Source organism: uncultured Haliea sp. (assembly GCF_963973825.1).
Classification (GTDB): Bacteria; Pseudomonadota; Gammaproteobacteria; order Pseudomonadales; family Halieaceae; genus Haliea.
In genome coordinates this window covers 420,856-442,341 of record NZ_CAXBAE010000002.1, presented here as the reverse complement: position 1 = coordinate 442,341, position 21,486 = coordinate 420,856, and the positions used below count along the sequence as shown (strand labels likewise).

Below are 21,486 nucleotides of genomic sequence, written 5' to 3'. Positions count from 1 at the left end.
CGCTCTTGACCTCTACTGCCTTTGGCGGCAACATAGCGGCCCGAGTACAGGCCGGTGCCCCGCGTGGCGCGCGCCAGCCCATGCAAACCCACCCGAAACTAGCATTGGAAATCCTATGAAGGTTCTTGTTGCCGTTAAGCGCGTCGTTGACTACAACGTCAAAGTCCGTGCCAAGGGCGATGGCAGTGACGTTGACCTGAACAACGTCAAAATGGCCATCAACCCGTTCTGTGAGATCGCCGTTGAAGAGGCGGTGAGACTGAAAGAAGCCGGAGTCGCGACCGAGGTGATCGCTGTTTCTGTGGGTGAAAAGCCCTGCCAGGAGCAGATTCGCACCGCACTCGCTCTGGGTGCCGACCGCGGCATTCACGTGGAAACCGAAGGGCGGATCGAGCCGCTGGTGATCGCCAAGCTGCTCAAGGGCGTGGTGGAAAAAGAGCAGCCGCAACTGGTCATTCTGGGCAAACAGTCCATCGACGGTGACAACAACCAGACCGGGCAGATGCTGGGTGCACTGACCAATATGCCTCAGGGTACTTTTGCCTCAGAAATCAAGGTGGAAGGCGACAAACTTAATGTAGTGCGCGAGGTTGACGGTGGCCTGCAGACCATCAGTCTTTCCCTGCCTGCGATCGTCACCACAGACCTGCGCCTGAACGAGCCGCGCTATGCGTCGCTGCCGAACATCATGAAGGCGAAGAAGAAGCAGCTGGACGTGTTCAGCCCGGCGGACCTCGGGGTGGAAGTCACCCACCACATTGCCCAGCTGCGGGTAGAGCCGCCGGCAGAGCGCCAGGCGGGGATCAAGGTCGAGGACGTTGCCCAGCTGGTCGACAAATTGAAGAACGAGGCGAAGGTGATCTCATGAGTACACTCGTTATTGCAGAGCACGACAACAGCGGCCTGAAGCCGGCTACCCTCAACGCGGTGACAGCGGCCCAGGCACTGGGTGCCGACATCGATATCCTGGTGGCCGGTGCCGGCTGCGCGGCGGTGGGCGAAGAAGCCGCAAAAATTGCCGGAATCGGCAAGGTGCTGGTGGCTGACAACGCCGTCTATGAGCACCAACTGGCCGAAAACGTCAGCCTGTTGATCGCAGAGGTCGCTGCCGGCTATGACAACGTCGTCGCCCCGGCGACCACGAATGGCAAGAACATCATGCCCCGCGTAGCCGCCCTCCTGGACGTTGCGCAGGTGTCCGATGTGATCGCGGTAGAGTCCGCCGACACCTTCAAGCGCCCGATTTATGCGGGTAACGTGATTGCCACTGTGCAGAGCAGCGACGCGCGCAAGGTGATCACCGTGCGCACCACCGCCTTTGACGCGGCAGCGGCGGAAGGCGGCTCGGCGTCTGTCGAGGCCGTGTCAGCCGTGCACGATGCCGGCCTGTCCAGTTTCGTGGGCGAAGAAGTCGCGGTGTCCGATCGCCCTGAGCTGACCGCTGCTCCGGTGGTTATTTCCGGTGGCCGAGGCATGCAGAACGGCGACAACTTCAAGTTGCTCGAGGGCATTGCAGACAAGCTGGGTGCGGCCATCGGGGCCTCACGTGCCGCCGTGGACGCGGGCTTTGTGCCCAACGACATGCAGGTCGGACAGACCGGGAAGATTGTCGCGCCGGATCTGTACATTGCCGTCGGGATTTCCGGGGCGATTCAGCACCTTGCGGGCATGAAGGACTCCAAGGTGATTGTCGCGATCAACAAGGACGAAGATGCGCCGATCTTCCAGGTTGCTGATTACGGCCTGGTCGCGGACCTGTTCGACGCGCTGCCCCAGCTGGAGTCCGCACTCTGAGCTGAGCGCAACCCTCGCGGAGGTTTTTCTCCGCCATCAAAAAAGCCGGCGTAATTGCCGGCTTTTTTGTGTCCCGATGTGCGGCCCATTACAGCGGGCCGCGCACCGACTGAAGAGGCTCAGGCCGAGACGGTATCGATCTGTACCGCCGAGATGCGCTTGCCTTCCTCGGCGCTCTTCTGGAACTCGACGATCTGGTCGAAGTTCATGTAGCGATAGATCTCCGATGACATCGCGTCCAGACGGCTGGCGTACTCCAGGTACTCCGCCGGAGTCGGCAGTTTGCCCAGGATGGCACCAACGGCGGCCAGCTCGGCGGAGGTCAGGTACACGTTGGCACCGTCACCGAGGCGGTTGGGGAAGTTGCGCGTCGACGTCGAGAGCACTGTACTGTTGGGTGCGACACGTGCCTGGTTGCCCATGCACAGTGAACAACCCGGCATCTCGGTGCGGGCGCCCGCGCGGCCGAAGATGTTGTAGTAGCCTTCCTCCATCAGCAGATGCTCGTCCATGCGGGTAGGTGGCGATATCCACATGCGCGTGGAGATGCCGCCCTTGTGCTGGTCGAGCAGTTTGCCAGCCGCACGGAAGTGGCCGATGTTGGTCATGCAGCTGCCAATGAAGACCTCATCGACCTTGTCGCCGGCTACGTCGGACAGCAAGCGGGCATCGTCCGGGTCGTTGGGCGCGCACACGATCGGCTCGCGCAGCTGGGCGAGATCGATCTCGATCACGGCAGCATACTCGGCGTCCGCATCGGCGGTCATCAGGCTCGGATTCGCCAGCCACTCTTCCATCTTCGCGGCGCGACGCTCCAGGGTGCGGCTGTCGCCGTACCCTTCGGCAATCATCGAGCGCAGCAGCACCACGTTGGAGCGCAGGTACTCGGCAATGGTGTCCTCATCCAGGGCAATGGTGCAACCCGCCGCTGAGCGCTCGGCAGAGGCGTCAGAGAGCTCGAACGCCTGCTCGACCGTCAGGCCCTTGAGGCCTTCGATTTCGAGGATACGCCCGGAGAAGATGTTCTTCTTGCCTTTCTTCTCCACCGTCAGCAGGCCTTCCTGGATGGCGTAGTAGGGGATGGCGTGCACGAGGTCGCGCAGGGTGATACCCGGTTGCATGTCACCCTTGAAGCGCACCAGAACGGATTCCGGCATGTCCAGCGGCATGACGCCGGTTGCCGCCGCAAACGCCACCAGGCCCGAGCCGGCCGGGAAGGAAATTCCCATGGGGAAGCGGGTGTGGCTGTCGCCGCCGGTGCCTACAGTGTCAGGCAGCAGCATGCGGTTCAGCCAGCTGTGAATGATGCCGTCACCCGGGCGCAGGGACACGCCGCCGCGGGTCATGATGAAATCTGGCAGGGTGTGCTGCGTGTCGATGTCCACAGGCTTCGGATACGCTGCTGTGTGGCAGAACGACTGCATGACCAGGTCGGCGGAGAAGCCCAGGCAGGCAAGGTCCTTCAGCTCATCGCGGGTCATGGGCCCTGTGGTGTCCTGGGAGCCGACGGTCGTCATGCGCGGCTCGCAGTAGGTGCCGGGACGGATGCCCTGCATACCACAGGCCTTGCCGACCATTTTCTGCGCCAGGGTGAAGCCCTTGTCGCTGTCTGCAGGCTGCTCGGGGCGGCGGAACAGGTCTGTGGGCGCCAGGCCCAGCGATTCCCGGGCCCGCGCGGTCAGGCCGCGACCGATGATCAGGTTGATCCGGCCGCCGGCGCGCACTTCGTCCAGCAACACCTCGGACTTGAGGCTGAATTCGGACAGTACGGCGCCGGTTTCAGAAAGGATCTTGCCCTCGTAGGGGCGCACCTCGATCACGTCGCCCATGTGCAGGTCGTCCACGGGCGCCTCAAATACCAGAGCGCCAGCGTCTTCCATCGTGTTGTAGAAAATGGGGGCAACCTTGCCACCGATGCAGATACCGCCGCCGCGCTTGTTGGGCACGCCTGGCATGTCCTCGCCGAAGAACCAGAGTACCGAGTTTGTCGCGGACTTGCGCGAGGAGCCGGTGCCGACAACGTCACCCACGAAGGCAACCGGCAAACCCTTGTCCTGGAGGGCCGCAATCTGCTTCATCGGGCCGGTCACGCCGTGTTCTTCGGGTGTGAGCCCGTCGCGGGTCATTTTGTACATGGCCAGGGCGTGCAGGGGGATGTCGGGACGCGACCAGGCATCAGGAGCAGGGGAGAGGTCATCCGTGTTGGTTTCGCCAGTGACCTTGAACACAGACACCTTGATGGACTCAGGCACGGCCGGACGGTTGGTGAACCACTCGCCCTCGGCCCAGGCCTGCATCACCGCCTGGGCGTTTGCATTGCCGCCCTTCGCGAGCTCTTCGACATCGTGGAACGCATCAAACACCAGCAGCGTGTGCTTGAGCTCTTTCGCCGCCAGTGCGCCCAGATTCTCGTCCGTCAGCAGGCCCACCAGTGCCTCAATGTTGTAACCGCCGTGCATGTTGCCGAGCAGGGCGACCGCGGTTTGAGGGTCGATCAGCGGGCTGCTGGCCTGGCCCTGCACAATGGCGGAGAGAAACCCGGCCTTGACGTAGGCCGCCTCGTCCACGCCCGGTGGAACGCGGTTGGTAATCAGGTCGAGAAGAAAGGCCTCTTCGCCGGCGGGCGGGTTTTTCAGGAGCTCAACCAGTGCGGCGACCTGCTCGGCGCTCAGGGGCTTGGGCGGAATGTTGAGGGCGGCCCGTTCGGCCACGTGTTCGCGGTAGGCGTCTAACACGGTAAAACTCCTTGTTACGGTGTCGGGGAGGCACAGCAGGGGCCCTGCGGCCGCCGTGACTGCGCGCTGATGTGCGGCGGAAGTATATCCCAGAGGCTGTTTAAGATAAATAAATCAAACGCTTATACCGTGCATTCAGCAGGCTGATGACGTACACTTTTCGCTTGTTGTCAGCCCCTCTGTTTTTCCTGATTATGCGCAAACCTGCGGTCAAGACACCCTGCATCGGCGTCTGCTCGACGGGCATCGGTGATGCCGTTTGTCGGGGTTGCAAACGGTTCAGTCACGAAGTGATTCACTGGAACAGCTACAGCGATGAGCAGAAGCGGGCCATAGATGGGCGTCTTTCCTGTTTCCTCTCGCAGTGTGTGCGCAATGCCCTGACGGTGATCGACAAGCCACTGCTCGCCTGGCAACTGCAGGTGCAGCAGCTGCGCTACAACCCCGAACATGACGAGTATTGCTGGGTATTCAGCCTGCTGAAGGCGGGGGCGGGCCAGATTGATCGGCCGGCGGATTTCGGTTTCGAAGTGCATGCCAGCCACGCCCGCCTGGGACTGCCCCAGCTACGCGACCTCATCGATCGGGAGTTCTATATCCTTTCGGAAGCACACTATGAGCGGTATATGCGCACCCCTGACCTCTTCGGCAGCATAACCTCATGACGGAGGCGCTGTTGGGGCCGGTGCGCGCATTTCTTCCCTGTGCGACGCCAGACGCCTGGGTAGAATGGGCACTGGAACATCCACAGACATTGCTGGTAGATCACGCCAACTGCGAGAAGAAGGCGGCATCCACGGCGCTTAATCTGATGTACCGCTATGTGGAATACCCGCGCCTGCTGCAAAAGCTGTCCCGTCTGGCGCGGGAGGAGCTGCGCCATTTCGAGCAGGTTTTTGCCATTATGCAGCGGCGCAAGCTGGCGTATCCGCAGCTCTCGGCCTCACGCTACGCCGCAGGTCTGCGGGCGGAGGTGCGTGGCAATGAGCCTGGCCGGCTGGTGGATACGCTGCTGGTCGGCGCCCTGATTGAAGCCCGTTCCTGTGAACGATTCGCGGCCTTGATTCCGCACCTGGATGCCGAGCTGGCGCAGTTTTACGCCTCTCTGCTGAAATCAGAGGCACGCCATTTCGAGGATTATCTCGCGCTGGCGAGTGACCTCGCATCCGCAGCAGAAATCACCGAGCGCCTTGAGCAGTTGAAGGCGGTAGAGACCGCTCTCATTACCGGCAGTGACGTGGAGTTCCGCTTCCACAGCGGTGTACCCGCCGGGCGATAGCTGGAAACAAGATTAATAAAGTTTATTAAGTTATTGTTTTATATCGAAACTATGCAGGCTAAAGCCATCAGGTGAGGCCTTCAGGTACCAGCCTGACTGGTCCCAGTCCCCCAGTACCCAGCGCACCCCTGCCGCGTGTTCGTGGCGTGCCGGGCGGTGGGTGTGACCGTGCACCATGCACTGCACCTCGTGGTCGAGCAAAGCGCGTTCAACCTCGCTTGGTGTGACATCCATGATGTCTTCTGCCTTGTTGCTGTTGGCTTCGCGGCTGCGATTGCGCAGCTCCCGAGCCAGCGCGCGGCGCTCCTCCAGGCTGCGTGCCAGCAGTTCGGTCTGCCAGGCTGCTGAACGCGTTGTCTTGCGGAAGGCCTGGTATTCCGTATCCCGGGTACACAGGCTGTCGCCGTGCATGAGCAGCGTGGGGGTGCCGTAGAGGTTTACCACGCGGGGGTCGCGCAGCAATTTGCCGCCAACGGCGCCGCAGAAGTCACGCCCGAGCAGGAAGTCCCGGTTGCCGGGCAGCAGGTAGAGCCTGGGCCCGGCAGCGGAGAAGCGGCGCAGCATTTCCGTGACCTCTGCAGCAAGCGGTGTGTCATCGTCGTCGCCGATCCACACCTCGAACAGATCGCCGAGGATGTACAGCGCGTCGCAGTCCTGATGGTCCAGCAGAAAGCGCCGCAGTGCCCGCACCGTTGCCGGGCGGGTGGACTCAAGGTGCAGGTCCGAGATCAGGTAGGTCGCGCTCACTGCTGCGTGCCTGAGAGTCAGTCTTCGACGATTTCGATCGTCTCAATGATCACGGGGTCAACGGGCACGTCCTGGTGTCCGCTGCGGCTGGTGGTGGGCAGCACACGAATCTTGTGCAGTACCTCTTCACCACCTGTGACCTTGCCAAACACCGCATAACCCCAGCCCTGCATGTTCTTGCCGCTATGGTTGAGAAAGTCGTTGTCCTTGACATTGATGAAGAATTGCGTCGTGGCCGAGTGTGGGTCCATGGTGCGTGCCATGGCAATGGTGCCGAAGTCGTTTTTGAGGCCATTGTCCGCTTCATTCTGGATCGGTTCACCCGCCGGCTTCTGGCGCATCTCGGTGTCAAAGCCGCCGCCCTGGATCATGAAATTGTCGATAACACGGTGGAAAATGGTGCCGTCATAGGACCCTTCACGCGCGTGCTTGAGGAAATTCGCCACGGTGACGGGGGCCTTGTCTGCGTCGAGAGTGAGAGTGATGTCGCCGAAGGTCGTTTTAATGATAACCATTGCAGGTACGCCGCCTTGTTAGGGAGTGAAAAACTCGATTGAAAAAAGAGAGCGCAATGATACGGACTTTTGCCTGCCTGTAAAACACACGGCGTGCGTTTGGCATTAGGGCACACTTTTGCCATCGTATTCGGCCAGTGTCTGCGCGGGCTGTCACAGGTGCCTGCGAATACTCGCCCGAGCCACCAGAGTATAGCTGCACGCGTCGGGCCTCTGGGGCTATAATGCGCGGCTTTTGGGAAGCAAAGGCGGCATGGATACCAAACCTGGCAACAATTTCCTTCACACGGTCATCGCGGACGATCTCGCGGCCGGCCGGGTGCAGACCGTGGTCACTCGTTTCCCGCCGGAGCCCAACGGCTATCTGCACGTGGGCCACGCGAAGTCGATCTGCCTGAATTTTGGCCTCGCTGAGCGTTTCGGCGGGCACTGCCACCTCCGTTTCGATGACACCAACCCGGAAAAGGAGAGCCAGGAATTCATCGACGCGATCCAGGAAGATGTGCGCTGGCTGGGCTACCAGTGGGCGGGTGATGTGCGCTTTGCCTCCGCGTATTTCGAGCAGTTTTTTGAGTGGGCCCTGCACCTGGTGCGAAATGGTGATGCCTATGTGTGTGACCTGAATGCGGAGCAGGCCCGTGAGTACCGCGGCACACTGACTGAACCCGGCCGGAACAGTCCGTTCCGCGGTCGCTCTGTGGAAGAAAATCTCGACCTGCTTCAGCGCATGCGCGCGGGTGAGTTCGAGGAGGGCAGCCGTGTACTGCGCGCCCGCATCGATATGGCATCGCCCAATATGAATCTGCGCGATCCGATTCTCTATCGCATTCGCAAGGTGCCTCATCACCAGACCGGCGATGCCTGGGTGATCTATCCCACCTATGACTTCGCCCATGGGCAGGAAGACGCTATCGAGGGCGTCACCCACTCGATCTGCACCCTCGAGTTCGAAGATCATCGCCCTCTGTACGATTGGTTGATCGAACACCTGCCGGTACCGACGCGGCCACGTCAGTACGAATTCGGGCGCCTCAACCTGAATTACACCGTCACCAGCAAGCGCAAACTCAAGGCGCTGGTGGACGAAGGCATTGTCAGCGGCTGGGATGACCCGCGCATGCCAACCATTGCAGGGATGCGCCGACGCGGCTTCACCCCGGCCTCGATCCGCACGTTTTGCGACATGATCGGCGTGACCCGCAGCGACGGCGTGGTTGATGTCGCAATGCTGGAGCATGCGATTCGCGATGACCTGAATACCAACGCGCCGCGTGGCATGTGCGTGCTCAACCCGCTCAAGGTGATTCTCACCGATCTTCCGGAAGCGCATCGCGAAGTCCTTACTGCGGCTTCGCACCCGAGCCGGGAGGATCTGGGCAGCCGCGAGGTGCCCTTTACCCGCGAGCTGTACATCGATGCGGATGATTTCCGGGAAGAGGCCAACAAGAAATACAAGCGGCTGGTGCTCGGCAAGCGCGTTCGCCTGCGCAATGCCTATGTCATCGAAGCGACCGAGGTGATCAGGGATGAGGCGGGAGAGATCATCGCCGTGCACGCGCAGACCATCCCCGGGACGTTGGGTAACGATCCGGCCGATGGCGTCAAACCGAAGGGCGTGATCCAGTGGGTGTCTGCCAGCGAGGGGCGCCGTGCCACTGTGCGCCTGTATGATCGCCTGTTTACGCATGAGGCACCGGATCGTAGTGATAACGCCTATCTGGAGTGGCTGAATCCCGCGTCACTGCAGATCGTCGAGGGCGCCTGGATTGAACCGGCACTCGCCGCCGCCAGGCCGGAACAGGGTTTTCAGTTTGAGCGGGAAGGTTACTTCGTTGCTGACCGCTTCGACCATACGCCGGAAAATCCGGTGTTCAACCGCACGATAGGGCTTAGGGACACCTGGGCGGCGGCAGGGGAGGATGCATGAGCATTGTGCTGTACAACACCCTGAGTGCGCGCAAGGAGGTATTTGAGCCACTGCAGCCCGACCGCGTCACCATGTACGTGTGTGGCCCTACGGTCTACAACCTGGCGCACATCGGTAACGCGCGCCCGGTGGTGGTGTTCGATGTTCTGTTCCGGCTGCTGCAGACCCGGTACCGCGAGGTGATCTACGCACGCAACATCACCGATGTCGATGACAAAATCATCGCCGCCGCGCGGGACAGCGGGCGCGGCATCGAGGACGTCACCGCGGAGTTTACCGACAAATATCGCGAGGATATGGCGGCACTGAACGCCTTGCCGCCGACGCTCGAGCCACATGCCACACACCACATCGACGGCATGATTGCGCTCACCGAAACCCTGCTGGCCAAGGGCCATGCCTATGTCAGCGAGGGCCATGTGCTGTTTGCCGTGGAATCCATGCCGGATTACGGCCGCCTTTCCGGGCGGTCACTTGACGACATGCTGGCAGGCGCGCGCGTGGAGGTCGCCGACTACAAGCGCCACCCGGGTGACTTCGTACTCTGGAAACCGGCATCTGCTGAAGATCCCGGCTGGGACAGCCCCTGGGGTCGCGGCCGGCCTGGGTGGCACCTCGAGTGTTCTGCCATGATTCGCGCGCACCTTGGCGAAACCATTGATATTCACGGCGGCGGCCGCGACCTGATTTTCCCGCACCACGAAAACGAAATCGCGCAAAGCCGCTGCGCTCACGGTGGTGATTACGTGCGCTATTGGATGCACAACGCCTACCTGGATATCGACGGTGAAAAGATGTCCAAGTCGCTGGGCAATTTCCGCACAGTGCGTGAACTGCTGGCACATTATCGCGGGGAGGTGCTGCGTTTCGCATTGCTCTCAGCACACTACCGCTCACCACTGAACTTCTCCACCGATCTCCTGGCGCAGGCGGAGGCCAACCTGGATAGTTTTTACACTGCCTTGCGCGGTGTGCAGGACGTATCGGAGAGCGATGACATCGATCTCTCGGCTGAGGGGTTCTATGGCGCCCTGGAAGACGACCTGAACACGCCGCTGGCGATTGCCGAACTGCACGCGCTGGCCAAGCAACTGCACAAGGCTGCCGACGCTGACAAGCCCCGTCTGAAAGCGCGGCTGCTGGCGGCGGGGAGGCTGTTGGGCATTCTGCAGCAGGCGCCCGAGGCATGGCTGCAGGGCGGCGCAGCGGCCGATGACATTGCGCCCGAGGCGATTGAAGCACTTATCGCCGAGCGCCAGGCCGCTAAACAGGACAAGGACTATGCACGTGCCGATGCCATTCGCCAGCAGCTGCTGGACGCGGGCGTTGAACTGGAGGATGGCCGCGAGGGGACCCTCTGGCGCAGGGCCTGAGGGTCCGCGAAGGTTCAGCCCAGGGACTTCTCGCCGGATTCCACGGTCTGCATGATCAACGTGTTGATGGTCATCGGCCCGACACCGCCGGGAACCGGCGTGTAGGCACTGGCGGTATCCAGCAGGGGTGCCAGTTCGATGTCGCCGACGCCGCCAGGGTGGTAGCCCGCATCCACCACTACCGCGCCGGGTTTGACCCAGGCCGCCTTGATAAACTCGGGTTTGCCAACCGCACCCACCAGAATGTCGGCCTGGGCGATCAACGCCGGCAAACCCTGTGTCCTGGAGTGACAAATGGTCACGGTCGCGTTTTTCTGCAAGAGCATCATCGCCATGGGCTTGCCCAGAATAGGGCTGCGACCCACCACCACAGCGTGTTTGCCTTCAATCGCAACGCCATAGCTCTCCAGCATCCTCATGATGCCCTGTGGCGTGGCGCAGCCGTACGCCTCCTCGCCCATCGCCATGCGGCCGAAACCCAGGCAGGTGACACCGTCGACATCTTTCTCCAGCGCGATGGCGTCGAAACAGGCGCGCTCGTCGATCTGGGCGGGCACCGGGTGCTGCAACAGGATGCCGTGCACATCGGGGTTGGCATTCAGCCGGGCAATCTCCTCCAGCAGCTCATCCGTGCTGGTGGTTGAGGGAAGTTCAACCGCCAGGGATTCCATGCCCACGCGACGACAGGCGTTCCCTTTCATTTTCACGTAGGTCGCGGAGGCCGGATCGTCACCCACCAGTATCGTGGCGAGAATTGGTGTTTTGCCGCCTGAGCGGGCCTTGAGTTGCTCGACGCGCGCGAGCAGTTCGGCTTCGGTTTTGGCCGCGAGAGCCTTGCCGTCCAGAACCAGTGCTGACATGGGTCTGTATCCTGTGTTTGAAGTTGCGAGCGGGCCGCTATTGTCCCATGCGCACGCGCCGAATGGGAGAGGAGGGCGGGGCGAAAGGGAGATATTATGACCAAACTGACGTTGACGCCCTGCCGGGGGCTGAGTATCATTCGCCCCCTGAAAACGGGCCGCAGTTTGGTCCAGACAGAATATCGGGGTATAGCGCAGTCTGGTAGCGCGCCTGCTTTGGGAGCAGGATGTCGGGAGTTCGAATCTCTCTACCCCGACCAACTATTGGCCACGGTTGTCGAGTTGGTTGTGTTGTTTTCAGCCCTTTTGCAGTGGTGGCCGTAGCTCACCTGGTAGAGCACCGGATTGTGACTCCGGAGGTAGCGGGTTCAAGACCCGTCGGCCACCCCACTCCCTCCTGCCTCATGTGCCACCAGACTTCGGCCACGCAAGCTGGAAACCTGTCGACCGGATGCTATACTCGCGGCCGCGGCGTCCGGGGCGTTCCACTTCGGTCATGGCTCAGGTGCCACGTTACGCGGTCGAGCGGTAGGCTTGGCAAGCGTTCAATTGCCTTTTTGGGGGTATAGCTCAGCTGGATAGAGCAACGGCCTTCTAAGCCGTAGGTCGAGGGTTCGAGTCCTTCTGCCCCTGCCACTAAATCACTGAATTTAAACGATAAATTCCCAGTAACGCCTTCTCTTCTCTCGCGCAATTCATCCGTAAGTGCAGTTTAAGTGCAGCGATTCCGCTTCCACGGCGTAAGTGAAACATTGGCGTTATGGTGATTGACCTTGCCGAGAAGCAGGTCTAAGGTAAAGCGGTCCCCTGAAGTGTTGGAGCACTCCAGGAGACCTAACCACGCCACACCTAACCAGGAGGTGCCACATGGCTACCAACGATACTACCGCAAAAACCCCAACCCTTGAGCAAACTCGCATCGCGATGGACGAAATAGCCCAGAAGGCGAATTCGCTCCATGAGATTTGTGTAGAGGCGGTCGTGCAACTGAACACCAAACCAGAGCACGTAGAAGAGAGCATGCGGATGTTGGATGTATATCTCGACGCTGCCAGAAACCTTGCTCAGACTATCGGTTACATCGCGGACGCCCACGGTGGATGCTGGAAGGGCGATGCGGATAAATGGTTTATGCCACCAACATGGCACCGAGAAAATGAGTCAACAGACAATCACCAGTCTGCCGCCTAACCTCCGCCCCCTTCGGGGGGCGCAACTTGGCTCAATAGCCTAACTCCCGAACTAGAAGCCCCAGGATTGTGTGCAGCAGTGCATCCTGCGCTTGCCCGTGGTAATCGGATATCTCAATGAAGTGCTTGTTAACCAATTCGGTAATGGCCTCGGATTGTTGATCCGACAAACCCAAACTGCCCGGTAGATTGACCTCAAATTCGACTACCTCGGCGGGCAGATACTCTCGAAATTCAGACATAACCCGTGAGACATCATTAGCGGAATAGCCTTGGGAAATCAGAAACTTGGTTTTCTCTTCTACGAACTTGTCAGCGCCTTTCGGTTTCGCCTTTAACCGTATTACATCGCCCACTTCAGCCCCCAGAATCAAGTCACAATTGATCGTAATGCCTTGGCGTTGCGCTTCACGTGGTTCATCACGATCCGCTCACCCTCCGAAGACCCCATGTATTCCTGCATCACGCTTGAATCATAGGCGTTGATAACACGCAGATTGACCTGCGGATCACTGCCAAAACCATCTAGTTTTTGATCCATCTTCTTGGTGGTCTCAGCCGACACAACGCGCTCACCCTTCTCCAGAATGTAAGTTCCCGTTTTGGGGACTGACATCATCCCGTCGTGAGCCTGCCCCGCGATGCTGGCAGACTGGATGTTGGCGATAATCGAAGCGGTCTGAGCGGCAACGGTCGCCATAGCGGCAAGGTTCGCCGGGAAGGGGCCAGAGGCTGCCGCCTGAGCGATTGCGGTTTGAATGGCTATGATAGACCGGGCAATGGCTACGCCCTTCTCAAAGGCAAACAGAACCTTGTAGGCGTCCGACTGCTCACCCGCAAATTGCTTGGCAATGTCAGCCAGGCTGCCGAATGTCTCTTCAGCCGTAGCCAGTGCAACGTACTGCCTCGCCTGCTCAATCTCAGCGAGAGCGTCTTGATGCTTTTGGGCCTGAGCAAGTTCAAGGGAGTTGTATTCGTCTTGTGTGATTAATTCCTGCTCTCTCGCTTCGCGCAGTAGATCAATCTTGTCCGAATACCAATCCTCCAGTTGTTCCCTCGCATCCTCGATACGCTTGAATTCTGAGAACGCCCCGCCAATCTCGGGAGATAATCCACTGTAGTCAGGAGCATCACCGCCGAACGCGGCACCAATGGAGCGTGCGCGCGCCTCACCCTGTCCAGGCTTGGCATCACCATAGGCCGCATTGATGCGCTCCAGCAGATTAAGGCGCTCCCGGAGGGTGTCTAGCACAACCTCCTCATCGGTACGGAGTGCGCCAACAAGGCGCTGGTACTCAATTTGAAGGTCTAGCGCCTCCTTGATGTATTCAGGCATCTCCCGCTTCTTGGCGATGACACTGATCTTTTCAAGGTCATCTACAACTGGAGCGAGAATTGAGCCTGTCACTCTCGCGCCCTGCGGCACTATGTCTTGAAGCAGGGATTCGCGGTATTTTCTGGAGAGGCGTTCAACCTCGGCATCAATGGCGGCCTCAAGCTCCGCTATCTCCGCTCGCAGTTCGTCTTCGTTGTAGTACGCTATCCATCCACCTGGGCCACCGATCCGTATTCTCTCGCTCGGGTTTTCCAGCGCGCTGCGTGCCTTGGCCAATTCATTTTGCAGCCTAACCAGATCATCACTCGCCGCGCCGCTGGTGATCGCCGCGAACTCTTCACCGAGAAACTGGAATAGGCCTACCGTGGTTCTAATCGACGCCGCGACCTCACCGAACCCTTTGATTAGTGCTGACGTTAAATCATTCGCAGCCTTGACGATCGCAGGGTCTTGCAGGAAGTCGGCAAACTCCTTCAGAGCCTCCTTGTTTGCCTCAAGCCCGGAAGGGTTCTCCAACAGGTCACCGAACGCATTCTGCACCTGCTTCAGTGCACCGCCAAACGTATCCGCAGCGGCTGTAGCAGCGCCGCCAAACTGAGTCTCAAGCTCTTTAAGGATCATGGTTTGAGCGCCAGCGGTATCGCCAGTGCTAACCATCTGCGAAATTATCTTCTTTTGCGAATCAGTAAACTGAATGCCAGACTCAGCCAAAGCTGAAACGCCCTTAACAGGGTCATTCAATGCCTTGCCGAGCTGAAGCGCCGATGACTTTAGGTCGCTACCCATTGCTGTGCTTAGGTCAAGAATAGCTGGCAGAGTTCTGTCAAATATTTCACCACGGATGTTGGTGAACGTCAGCAAAATGGACTGCATCTCAAGCACAGACTCATCGCCAAACGTAGTGGTTCTCTGTAGCTCTGATGCAACCTTTTGCAGGCCCTCTGACGTTTTCCCGGCTGCATTACCCGTGGATATAAGGCGTTGCTCTACCTGCTTTATCGCGGCCTCCTGCCTCGCACTTGCCGCAACAACGGCACCAAATGACGCAGCCAAAGCCCCTGACGCAATGATCGAAAGGTTCTTCAGTGCCCTGCCGGTCTCGTCAATGTTCTTCTTGACGTTGCGCTTCCACTTTGCAGACTCACGCTCTGCCTTGCTCATTCCCTGCACAAACCCGGCTGTTTTGGCAACCAGGTCGAGGGTCAATGTTCCCAGAGATTTTGAAGCCATTAGCGACTCTCCTCAATGGGGTCTGCGTTCGTCGTCAGTCGGGCATTGATGTACTGCGCGATATGATCCAGGTCGTCGGTCTCAAACAGTCGCGCTGTTGCCAGCGGTCGAGCCAACCAATACTTAGCATCGGAATCTCCGGTGCAGTACAGTCGAAACCCCGCCGCATGGGCTTTCTCGCGTGCCGCCAGAAACGCTCGGCAAGTGCTTGGCTCGCCGCGCTCAATGAGGTATCCGTCACGCTGGAATCTTGGCCCGCTCATCAGTGGACCACCTCGGGTTTACCAGGGATGTGCTTCTTCAGCGCAGCATCAATGGCGGCATCAATGAGGGCGGTTCCCCGAAACAGCATTGCGTTCAAGCTTGCGATAACTGCGTCACAGACGGGCAGCGTATCCGGCACTGCGAAGTCCTCTGCGATGGTGTGACCAGACTTGCATTCGAGGATAGCTTGATACCCTTGCCCCCCAACGTGGCGTACACGAATAGCCTTGGCGTAGTCACCGGGGCATCGAACAACGTGGGGAAAATAGGTGTTAGACAATATGTCTGCGAGTGTCGCCATGAGTCATTCTCCTGTGTGCGGGATACCGTTCTTGCTCACCAGCCGCCACGTAGGGCCGCTACCAGGGCGAGTGTTTTTCGCGTTGTCGCCCAGGGACAGCCAGAGACTGCCCCGATCTGTCACAAGGCGACCGCGCGCGTATTCAGTGCCGAACTGCCACGGGCCATCGTAGGAATCTGCAATTGATTTCTCGGTCGATGACTCCGCTTCCAATCTGGCAATGCGGGATTCCAGCGCGGCGAACTCAGCGCGCAATGCCTGGTCGTGAGCGTCAATGGAGTCTTTCACGTGACCACGAATGACCGGCGCAACAGCCTTGGCAAACGCTCCAAACATTTTTAAATCCATCACCAGTTCGCCCCTACAAGGATGCGGCAGGCGTCAGGGTCCAGCAGCTTCCAGTTAGCGAACAGCAGGGATTTCGCCGCGACTGCGTTGCTCTGGAACAGCGATACCGCTTGGCCCATGCCGTCCGAATCAATGTCGTCCTGAAGTTCAATCGACGCGGATTCAGTGCGGGAGATCGAAACGCCGCCCATTGCCAGGAGAACGCGAGAAGCGTCCAGCAAGGTGATGGTTGAGCCGGTAGAGTCGAGGGGCGCGCTCTGTGAGCAGATCACGGGCAGACCGCAGATTGTTCCGCCCAGCACGCCAACGTCAGGGAATACGTGTGCCCCGTTCACAGTTGTCAAGCTCAAGTGCGCTGCGGTTTCTGGATGCATTACCAAGACGCTGGTCGAGAGGTTGCGGAAGTTCTGCAACAGCTCCCGGAAACTGGCAGCGGGATCACTGCCCGCGACAATGGTTTCGGCATCCGCTGTAATCGGGCGCGGTGCCTCCGAACTCACCGCGTCCGGGTCGAGGAATTGCGCGTCCATCACCTCTGTACATGCTTCAGACAGCGCTTCCAGCAGTGCGAACTCCGCGTTTTCCTGCTCCAGGGATTCCATAGTTAAAACTGTAACCGCGCCTATCTTGCGACTCGGCAGGGAGTGGTTGACCAAGCTCTGGGAGCAAACGGGAATGGCGTGCAGCTCGGGCACCCATGCGGCTGACGCGCTGAAGGGGGAATTAACCGGCTGGTTGAACCCTACGCGCATAGTCGAGGCCGCGATCCGGGCCACCACTGACTGCCGAGTCAGGTGGGCCATGAATTCGGCGCTGGTTGAAGTGCTGTTGTGAAAGTCTCCGCTTGAAAAAGCCCCAACCGCCGCTTTGGTACGTTGCCGGTCCCAATGCCAACGCCGCTCCATGTCGGCTTCGCGCTCGTGGTGGTTCTGAACTAGAAGCGTTGTTACCAGTGCGCGGCCTGCTCTCGCCGCATCGGACAGTACGCCTGTTTTTTGAATTTGCATCCCGTGATCCTCGTTTAAGCTTGAAAATAAAGTGTTTTTGAACACTTCCATTTTCCCACCTGGTCGCGGTTGACAGAAATCAGAACGTTATATGGCGTGATATGTCGTGACGTATCGTGAAGCTTTTTTTCAGTCTTCGGCCATTTTCTCGACCAGGTACTGGGCAAACGGCATCACCGGCAGATAGTGCCTGCGGTTCACTGATACCACTGGCAGTGGGACGCCTGCCGCCAGCCAGTTGCGGAGTGTGCCAGGTGATCGGTCAAGGTAACGCGCTGCATCTTCAAGCCTGAGCCGATCCCCGCGTATCAGCGGCACGCCGTTATCCCGTGCCCATTCAACGATGCGGTCTGCGCATTCCTGCACATCATCCCCGCTCGTGCGTTCAGCGAGGTGATGGCCGCAGTTCGGGCAGATTGTTTGCATACGATCACCTAAAAACTACAAGTTAATGAAAAGAAGACTTCGGGCGCGGTGTCCGGATTCGCGTTCTCTCTTTTGCGACCATCCCCCCCCATGTATCCATGACCTGAATTGTGGATACGAGAAATTAACTTTGGTCGCGGTGTCCGCATCGTTGCCTCCAGAGTCGACAGGGACCCCCCACGACTTACCGGCTGTTCCTTTTGCTCTGGTTGCTGAATTGTTGTTGGATTGATTTGGGGAATTTCGGCGCTGTTCCGTTTCTCCCCAGACAACGCCTTCCCCACGGTCTTGTGATCAACCCCAACCTCTGCGGCTATCTCGCGCTGACTCTTTCCCTGGTCGGCAAGCTGCTCAATCTTTTGGTTGCGCTCCACCTTGGCTGTCTCGGTTGCGAAGCCTTCGGGTCTTCCCTCACCATCTCGGCCTCGGACGCTTAGTTTCGGCTCAACTTGCGCCGATACTCTTTGCCGCTCCCTCGCCTCCCACAACTCCTTCCGCTTGGCTACATGCTCCGCGACCTCGGTGACCCGCGCTCTGTTCTGAGGCGGGTTTAAAGGGATTTGAAGGGACATAGGTGGTGGTAATGTAGGAGTGGTGTAAAAACGACACCTGTAGATGCTCAAAACAGGGGCTAGCGGTGTCAAAAACGACACCTGTAGCGCCTGAAATCGGGTCATATGGTGTAAAAACGACACCTGTAAGGGGTCTAGCGGTATCGTTTTTCCACCGGTAGAAATCGAAACTTCAGGCTTCATGGTTGGCTTGCTCCCACTCGTTGCTCGGTGCTTTGTAGGCCCACGGGAGCCAGGTCAAACGCCATGTACGGGTTCTGGATTTGGCACGCGAACAGAACAGGCTGTCGTCCACCAGCTTGATGAAACCGGCTTCACGGAGTTCATTGAACGCATTCATGGCAGTCTTTCGTGAGCATGGGACTGTTGCCTCAGCCTCACGGACGCCGAAGCCGACCGGCACGTCAGGACGCCAATGCACCTGCATTTGGAGCAGCAGTACCTTTGCCTGCACTGACAGCCCCAGATAGGCCGGTGACTTCAACAGCCGCCGTTGTATGGCCACAACTCCGCCGCGCTTGTCGAAAGGCAGTGATGTCTTTCCCTTTGCCATTAGCGAATCCGCACCAGTCGCCATTCGTGCGACATTGAAGGCTCGCCAAACCTGTTGCGGATTGGTCTATCTGGCATATTGGCGATGATGGTGTAACCGCGCTTTTGTAGTGCTGGGCGTATGAAGTTCGCAGCGGCAGATATGTTGCCGATTGCACAGTCGCGGGCGATGTCGCCAGTAAGCGCGGAGTCATTCACGACTAAATAATCGGCCAGTCGATGGGCCTGCCTGCTTTTTGTTTCCCCCTTTGCCGCCTCTACTGCCGACTGAATGTCTGATTGTGTTACCATGCGCGTGTCCTCCCGTTTAGGACAATTCACTGAACGCCAGCCGCAAACTGGCGTTTTTTTATGCCTTGCGTGAAAGTCTGAGTGCGCCCCTACAGGCATCTGCAACCATCGTGAGGTCATCTAGGTCTAATGCGATGGTCCAGGGCCTGCCCTTAATCCGGCTCAGAACTTCCACGTCATCAACCAAGATTCGGCAGGTGTATTGCCCAGGCACAACGGTGACGCTGCGAGTAATTCCGGGCGCAATGCTGGGAAGTAAAATTGTCTTGGTCATGGTTATGCGCTCCGCTGATAGGGTCGGAACTGCCACAAGGGGCAGGCTGGCGCACTGCAATCGCGGATTGATTCACGAAAGCCAGGTTCAAGGTGATCCGCAGTGCAGCCCATGCAATGCGCGCACATGGCGTCTAAAGCGCCTCTTAGCGACTTAGAATTGCCAATGTTCCGCACTACGGGGTTGTATTCGGGTCGGGTGCTGATCGTTGAATCTAGCGCGCTGGAAGGGGCTTCTTGCCGGTCGCTTGATGCGAATGAGGGGGCTTCAACGTTCATTGCTTCGCCTCCGCTTCAATTGTGTCGGCGAACTCACGGTCTTGGCGAGCGGTGATGATTCGCTTGCGGCCCAGCTTGGTGCTCTTCAGCTTCCCGGAGGCGATCAGGTCATAAGTGAAATTGCGACCGAATCCCCAGCGAGCACGCCATTCTTCAATGGAGAACGCTTGCTTCTCCACCTCCGGCAGCGAGTGGTTGGCATTGGTTTTTGACATTGTGTGACCCCCGTAAAAGGTTGCTTCTGTTTACGGGGTTGAGATTAAGCGGTGGTCCGAGGCAAGTAATGTGCAGCAATTTTTCGATTACTGCACATTGAAACAATGGCCCGCTTTATGAAAAGTTATTTTTTTCTGGCAGGGCCTTTGCAATGGTCGTACAACGATTGCGCAACAGGAGACTCATCGAGGTATCGATAGAACCATCTCTTGCATGTACCGCCGGCGAACCCAGCGTTCATTTCATCGGCAATCAACTCAAACAACTCGTCATCAACGGATTCACCGTCCTGCACGCGGACTAGTACTCTTTGGAATACAGAATCGCGATGCCTGCGGTAATTCAACTCATCCGGTTTCCGACGGCCTTTTCGGGAAACTCCAAATGCGTCATCCAGTGTTCCTGTCTCGAAGTTGTGCCAGCTCACGATACCGTTGTAGATCACCTCAGACAGCCAATTCGGCATGGCAAGGCCGTGATGGGCGCAGATGGCCAGGGCGTAAGGCAGGGCGGTCGTGTCGCCCTTTAGGTGCTTCTCATGGAAGACGTGTACTTGTTGCGTTGCCTCAAACTGGCGCCCAGCACAGCGCGGGTCTGAAATGTCCTCATTGTTTTGGCGGGTGTACTTCCATGCTTCTTCGGCGGTATCGAATCTCACGATTCACCCCCGAATGCACGATCCAGCGCTGCCGCCTTGTGATCCGGGCTTAGGTGAGCATAGACCAGCGTCATTTTAATATCTGAGTGCGTCATCAACTCCCGCACGGTGTTTATATCAACCCCGGCCATTACCAATCGTGATGCGAAGGTGTGCCGCAAGTCATGGAACCGAAAGCCCTTAATGTTCGCGTCATTAAGAACAGCCTCGAAGCCCTTCTTAACGTCCGTTAGCGGGCCGTTGGAGATAGGGGAGGGGAACACATAGGCAGAGTCGCCGCGTTGTTTGTAGCACTGTTCCAGCACCTTGTGGGCCTCCGCAGACAGTGGCAGCACAGCAGGCTCTAACTTTTTCCCTGCCTTGCGGCGGGCGTGAGAGGTTTTGCCGATTATCTTGCGAATCTGTCTGCGCTCCAGATCAACATGCTCCCACTTGAGGCTAAATAGGTCGCCACGTCGCAGCCCGGTATTCAGCGCCACTAACGTCAAGGGTTTGAGGTGATCTGCATAGTGGTCGGCTGGAATGGCAGGGGAGAGCGCCTTCCCTCGTTCCCGTTGCCATGCCCGCATACGGTCTCGGGCATCGCGCAATTCCTGCTCTCTGGTATCCAGGGCAGAACGCAGCCGCTTTTCCTCAGCATCGGACAGGAACCGCACCTTGGCCTCGCCCTCGTTTTGCTTGAGCGTGCCCTTGACCCGGACCTGCCCCAACTGGTGGCCGGGGATCATCTTGTTGTTGACTGCGTGGTTGAGCACGGCCTTGAGGTAGCTCAGTTCCCGGCGCTGGGTCTCAAGAGAGACCTTGCTGCGCTCCCGCCGCCACTTCGCCATGTCCAGCTCTGAGATATCCGTCATGGGCTTGTCGAGGATGTGGTCGAAGACCTTGCCGATCCGGGCGAGCATGTCCTTGTGGCTGGCGATATTGGCTTGAGCGTGAACCTTAAACGGGCCTTCCAGATAGCTGCGCAGGGTGGAATCCTTCAGCACCTTCTTCTGTCTGCGCTCAGCCTGGAAGTCATGCCCGCCTGCGGCCATGCCCGTGATCTCTTTTGCGCGCTCACGAGCGAACGCCAGGGTTAGTTGGCTGGCATCTCCAATACGCTCGCGCTTGCCTCGGCTAATCTCGACATAAAAGGTCTTGCGGCCACTCGGTTGCACTCGAACGAGTAGACCCTTAACGGAGGATTTGCCCCCGTTGTCTCGTACCTCATAGGCTGAGGTTTTGGGGGCCAGTTTCGGTATGGTCTTTTCGGTTAGGGTTGCAGCCATATCGCACCTCGTAAGTGCAATGTAAGTGCAAAGAAGTATAACATC

At 58.7% G+C, this 21,486-nt stretch carries 24 protein-coding genes and 3 tRNA genes; 10 read left to right on the top strand and 17 right to left on the bottom strand.

Annotated features, from left to right (window positions below):
- The first annotated feature begins 115 nt into the window (after window positions 1-115).
- Both AACZ17_RS04540 and AACZ17_RS04535 read left to right on the top strand, forming a co-directional pair.
- On the top strand, window positions 116-868 hold the full coding sequence (locus AACZ17_RS04540) for an electron transfer flavoprotein subunit beta/FixA family protein (protein WP_290746702.1): 753 nt from the start codon (window positions 116-118) through the stop codon (window positions 866-868).
- Entirely contained in the window at window positions 865-1,794 is a 930-nt protein-coding gene (locus AACZ17_RS04535; protein ID WP_290746704.1) for an FAD-binding protein, read from the top strand. The genes AACZ17_RS04540 and AACZ17_RS04535 overlap by 4 nt, the downstream gene beginning before the upstream one ends.
- Before the next feature lie 119 nt (window positions 1,795-1,913).
- Here AACZ17_RS04535 and acnB read toward each other — a convergent pair whose 3' ends face one another.
- Window positions 1,914-4,529 carry a bifunctional aconitate hydratase 2/2-methylisocitrate dehydratase gene (acnB, locus tag AACZ17_RS04530; RefSeq protein WP_290746707.1) on the bottom strand — a complete coding sequence of 872 codons (2,616 nt, stop codon included), beginning with the start codon at window positions 4,527-4,529 and terminating at the stop codon, window positions 1,914-1,916.
- Window positions 4,530-4,723: 194 nt separating this feature from the next.
- Here acnB and AACZ17_RS04525 point away from each other — a divergent pair, with 194 nt between their 5' ends.
- Window positions 4,724-5,194 carry a DUF1289 domain-containing protein gene (locus tag AACZ17_RS04525; protein ID WP_290746741.1) on the top strand — a complete coding sequence of 157 codons (471 nt, stop codon included), beginning with the start codon at window positions 4,724-4,726 and terminating at the stop codon, window positions 5,192-5,194.
- Window positions 5,191-5,808, top strand: coding sequence for a tRNA isopentenyl-2-thiomethyl-A-37 hydroxylase MiaE (miaE, locus tag AACZ17_RS04520; protein WP_290746709.1), 618 nt, complete (start codon window positions 5,191-5,193; stop codon window positions 5,806-5,808). The genes AACZ17_RS04525 and miaE overlap by 4 nt, the downstream gene beginning before the upstream one ends.
- Before the next feature lie 30 nt (window positions 5,809-5,838).
- Here the strand turns inward: miaE and AACZ17_RS04515 are convergent, their stop codons facing one another.
- Window positions 5,839-6,555, bottom strand: a complete 717-nt coding sequence (locus AACZ17_RS04515; protein ID WP_290746711.1) for a UDP-2,3-diacylglucosamine diphosphatase — start codon at window positions 6,553-6,555, stop codon at window positions 5,839-5,841.
- Window positions 6,556-6,572: 17 nt separating this feature from the next.
- The gene (locus AACZ17_RS04510) at window positions 6,573-7,070 is read right to left on the bottom strand and encodes a peptidylprolyl isomerase (protein WP_290746714.1); all 498 of its coding nucleotides are present in this window, start codon (window positions 7,068-7,070) and stop codon (window positions 6,573-6,575) included.
- Window positions 7,071-7,323: 253 nt separating this feature from the next.
- On the opposite strand from AACZ17_RS04510, the gene AACZ17_RS04505 reads away from it, so the two are divergent.
- Together AACZ17_RS04505 and cysS are read left to right on the top strand one after the other, a co-directional pair.
- Window positions 7,324-8,997: a glutamine--tRNA ligase/YqeY domain fusion protein gene (locus tag AACZ17_RS04505; protein ID WP_290746716.1), complete on the top strand. Its 1,674-nt coding sequence runs from the start codon at window positions 7,324-7,326 to the stop codon at window positions 8,995-8,997.
- Window positions 8,994-10,370 carry a cysteine--tRNA ligase gene (gene cysS, locus AACZ17_RS04500; protein WP_290746719.1) on the top strand — a complete coding sequence of 459 codons (1,377 nt, stop codon included), beginning with the start codon at window positions 8,994-8,996 and terminating at the stop codon, window positions 10,368-10,370. The genes AACZ17_RS04505 and cysS overlap by 4 nt, the downstream gene beginning before the upstream one ends.
- A gap of 14 nt (window positions 10,371-10,384) precedes the next feature.
- Here cysS and folD read toward each other — a convergent pair whose 3' ends face one another.
- Window positions 10,385-11,230, bottom strand: coding sequence for a bifunctional methylenetetrahydrofolate dehydrogenase/methenyltetrahydrofolate cyclohydrolase FolD (gene folD, locus AACZ17_RS04495; protein ID WP_290746721.1), 846 nt, complete (start codon window positions 11,228-11,230; stop codon window positions 10,385-10,387).
- Window positions 11,231-11,413: 183 nt separating this feature from the next.
- Between folD and AACZ17_RS04490 the strand changes: the two genes are divergently transcribed.
- The 4 genes from AACZ17_RS04490 (at window position 11,414) to AACZ17_RS04475 (ending at window position 12,421) form a co-directional block, all read left to right on the top strand.
- A tRNA-Pro gene (locus tag AACZ17_RS04490) sits at window positions 11,414-11,490 on the top strand.
- Window positions 11,491-11,544: 54 nt separating this feature from the next.
- Window positions 11,545-11,620 (top strand) — tRNA-His (locus tag AACZ17_RS04485).
- 169 nt (window positions 11,621-11,789) lie between these two features.
- Window positions 11,790-11,866, top strand: a tRNA-Arg gene (locus AACZ17_RS04480).
- Between the two features lie 231 nt (window positions 11,867-12,097).
- On the top strand, window positions 12,098-12,421 hold the full coding sequence (locus AACZ17_RS04475; protein WP_290746725.1) for a hypothetical protein: 324 nt from the start codon (window positions 12,098-12,100) through the stop codon (window positions 12,419-12,421).
- 31 nt (window positions 12,422-12,452) lie between these two features.
- Here the strand turns inward: AACZ17_RS04475 and AACZ17_RS04470 are convergent, their stop codons facing one another.
- The 13 genes from AACZ17_RS04470 to AACZ17_RS04410 all read right to left on the bottom strand — a co-directional run bounded on the left by AACZ17_RS04470 (window position 12,453) and on the right by AACZ17_RS04410 (window position 21,441).
- Complete coding sequence (locus AACZ17_RS04470; RefSeq protein WP_339637805.1) at window positions 12,453-12,794, bottom strand: hypothetical protein; 342 nt, start codon at window positions 12,792-12,794, stop codon at window positions 12,453-12,455.
- Window positions 12,791-14,986, bottom strand: a complete 2,196-nt coding sequence (locus AACZ17_RS04465) for a phage tail length tape measure family protein (protein ID WP_290746731.1) — start codon at window positions 14,984-14,986, stop codon at window positions 12,791-12,793. Before AACZ17_RS04465 ends, AACZ17_RS04470 begins: the two co-directional genes overlap by 4 nt.
- Window positions 14,986-15,249, bottom strand: coding sequence for a hypothetical protein (locus tag AACZ17_RS04460; RefSeq protein ID WP_290746735.1), 264 nt, complete (start codon window positions 15,247-15,249; stop codon window positions 14,986-14,988). The genes AACZ17_RS04465 and AACZ17_RS04460 overlap by 1 nt, the downstream gene beginning before the upstream one ends.
- Window positions 15,249-15,551 (bottom strand): hypothetical protein, encoded by a 303-nt coding sequence (locus tag AACZ17_RS04455; RefSeq protein WP_339637802.1) that lies wholly within the window; start codon window positions 15,549-15,551, stop codon window positions 15,249-15,251. The genes AACZ17_RS04460 and AACZ17_RS04455 overlap by 1 nt, the downstream gene beginning before the upstream one ends.
- A gap of 3 nt (window positions 15,552-15,554) precedes the next feature.
- Window positions 15,555-15,887, bottom strand: a complete 333-nt coding sequence (locus tag AACZ17_RS04450; protein ID WP_339637800.1) for a hypothetical protein — start codon at window positions 15,885-15,887, stop codon at window positions 15,555-15,557.
- Window positions 15,888-15,898: 11 nt separating this feature from the next.
- Window positions 15,899-16,957: a phage major capsid protein gene (locus AACZ17_RS04445; RefSeq protein WP_339637799.1), complete on the bottom strand. Its 1,059-nt coding sequence runs from the start codon at window positions 16,955-16,957 to the stop codon at window positions 15,899-15,901.
- 78 nt (window positions 16,958-17,035) lie between these two features.
- Entirely contained in the window at window positions 17,036-17,332 is a 297-nt protein-coding gene (locus AACZ17_RS04440) for a hypothetical protein (RefSeq protein WP_290739707.1), read from the bottom strand.
- Between the two features lie 8 nt (window positions 17,333-17,340).
- Window positions 17,341-18,087 carry a helix-turn-helix domain-containing protein gene (locus AACZ17_RS04435; protein WP_339637796.1) on the bottom strand — a complete coding sequence of 249 codons (747 nt, stop codon included), beginning with the start codon at window positions 18,085-18,087 and terminating at the stop codon, window positions 17,341-17,343.
- Window positions 18,077-18,457: a hypothetical protein gene (locus AACZ17_RS04430; RefSeq protein WP_290739704.1), complete on the bottom strand. Its 381-nt coding sequence runs from the start codon at window positions 18,455-18,457 to the stop codon at window positions 18,077-18,079. Before AACZ17_RS04430 ends, AACZ17_RS04435 begins: the two co-directional genes overlap by 11 nt.
- Entirely contained in the window at window positions 18,457-18,747 is a 291-nt protein-coding gene (locus tag AACZ17_RS04425) for a hypothetical protein (protein WP_339637794.1), read from the bottom strand. Before AACZ17_RS04425 ends, AACZ17_RS04430 begins: the two co-directional genes overlap by 1 nt.
- Window positions 18,748-19,295: 548 nt before the next feature.
- Window positions 19,296-19,514, bottom strand: coding sequence for a hypothetical protein (locus tag AACZ17_RS04420; protein WP_290739701.1), 219 nt, complete (start codon window positions 19,512-19,514; stop codon window positions 19,296-19,298).
- Between the two features lie 125 nt (window positions 19,515-19,639).
- The gene (locus AACZ17_RS04415) at window positions 19,640-20,173 is read right to left on the bottom strand and encodes a hypothetical protein (RefSeq protein ID WP_290739698.1); all 534 of its coding nucleotides are present in this window, start codon (window positions 20,171-20,173) and stop codon (window positions 19,640-19,642) included.
- Window positions 20,170-21,441 carry a site-specific integrase gene (locus AACZ17_RS04410; RefSeq protein ID WP_290739696.1) on the bottom strand — a complete coding sequence of 424 codons (1,272 nt, stop codon included), beginning with the start codon at window positions 21,439-21,441 and terminating at the stop codon, window positions 20,170-20,172. Before AACZ17_RS04410 ends, AACZ17_RS04415 begins: the two co-directional genes overlap by 4 nt.
- Between the last annotated feature and the right edge of the window lie 45 nt (window positions 21,442-21,486).

Excerpts from the sequence above, each read along its gene's own strand:
- AACZ17_RS04430 (WP_290739704.1), bottom strand. The coding sequence starts at position 18,457 with ATGGCAAAGGGAAAGACATCACTGCCTTTCGACAAGCGCGGCGGAGTT.
- miaE (WP_290746709.1), top strand. The coding sequence starts at position 5,191 with ATGACGGAGGCGCTGTTGGGGCCGGTGCGCGCATTTCTTCCCTGTGCG.
- AACZ17_RS04440 (WP_290739707.1), bottom strand. The coding sequence starts at position 17,332 with ATGCAAACAATCTGCCCGAACTGCGGCCATCACCTCGCTGAACGCACG.
- AACZ17_RS04425 (WP_339637794.1), bottom strand. The coding sequence starts at position 18,747 with ATGGTAACACAATCAGACATTCAGTCGGCAGTAGAGGCGGCAAAGGGG.
- cysS (WP_290746719.1), top strand. The coding sequence starts at position 8,994 with ATGAGCATTGTGCTGTACAACACCCTGAGTGCGCGCAAGGAGGTATTT.
- AACZ17_RS04465 (WP_290746731.1), bottom strand. The coding sequence starts at position 14,986 with ATGGCTTCAAAATCTCTGGGAACATTGACCCTCGACCTGGTTGCCAAA.
- AACZ17_RS04510 (WP_290746714.1), bottom strand. The coding sequence starts at position 7,070 with ATGGTTATCATTAAAACGACCTTCGGCGACATCACTCTCACTCTCGAC.
- AACZ17_RS04445 (WP_339637799.1), bottom strand. The coding sequence starts at position 16,957 with ATGGAAGTGTTCAAAAACACTTTATTTTCAAGCTTAAACGAGGATCAC.
- AACZ17_RS04525 (WP_290746741.1), top strand. The coding sequence starts at position 4,724 with ATGCGCAAACCTGCGGTCAAGACACCCTGCATCGGCGTCTGCTCGACG.
- folD (WP_290746721.1), bottom strand. The coding sequence starts at position 11,230 with ATGTCAGCACTGGTTCTGGACGGCAAGGCTCTCGCGGCCAAAACCGAA.
- AACZ17_RS04435 (WP_339637796.1), bottom strand. The coding sequence starts at position 18,087 with ATGAAGCCTGAAGTTTCGATTTCTACCGGTGGAAAAACGATACCGCTA.
- AACZ17_RS04455 (WP_339637802.1), bottom strand. The coding sequence starts at position 15,551 with ATGGCGACACTCGCAGACATATTGTCTAACACCTATTTTCCCCACGTT.
- AACZ17_RS04535 (WP_290746704.1), top strand. The coding sequence starts at position 865 with ATGAGTACACTCGTTATTGCAGAGCACGACAACAGCGGCCTGAAGCCG.
- AACZ17_RS04450 (WP_339637800.1), bottom strand. The coding sequence starts at position 15,887 with ATGTTTGGAGCGTTTGCCAAGGCTGTTGCGCCGGTCATTCGTGGTCAC.
- AACZ17_RS04410 (WP_290739696.1), bottom strand. The coding sequence starts at position 21,441 with ATGGCTGCAACCCTAACCGAAAAGACCATACCGAAACTGGCCCCCAAA.
- AACZ17_RS04475 (WP_290746725.1), top strand. The coding sequence starts at position 12,098 with ATGGCTACCAACGATACTACCGCAAAAACCCCAACCCTTGAGCAAACT.
- AACZ17_RS04540 (WP_290746702.1), top strand. The coding sequence starts at position 116 with ATGAAGGTTCTTGTTGCCGTTAAGCGCGTCGTTGACTACAACGTCAAA.
- AACZ17_RS04420 (WP_290739701.1), bottom strand. The coding sequence starts at position 19,514 with ATGTCAAAAACCAATGCCAACCACTCGCTGCCGGAGGTGGAGAAGCAA.
- AACZ17_RS04505 (WP_290746716.1), top strand. The coding sequence starts at position 7,324 with ATGGATACCAAACCTGGCAACAATTTCCTTCACACGGTCATCGCGGAC.
- AACZ17_RS04460 (WP_290746735.1), bottom strand. The coding sequence starts at position 15,249 with ATGAGCGGGCCAAGATTCCAGCGTGACGGATACCTCATTGAGCGCGGC.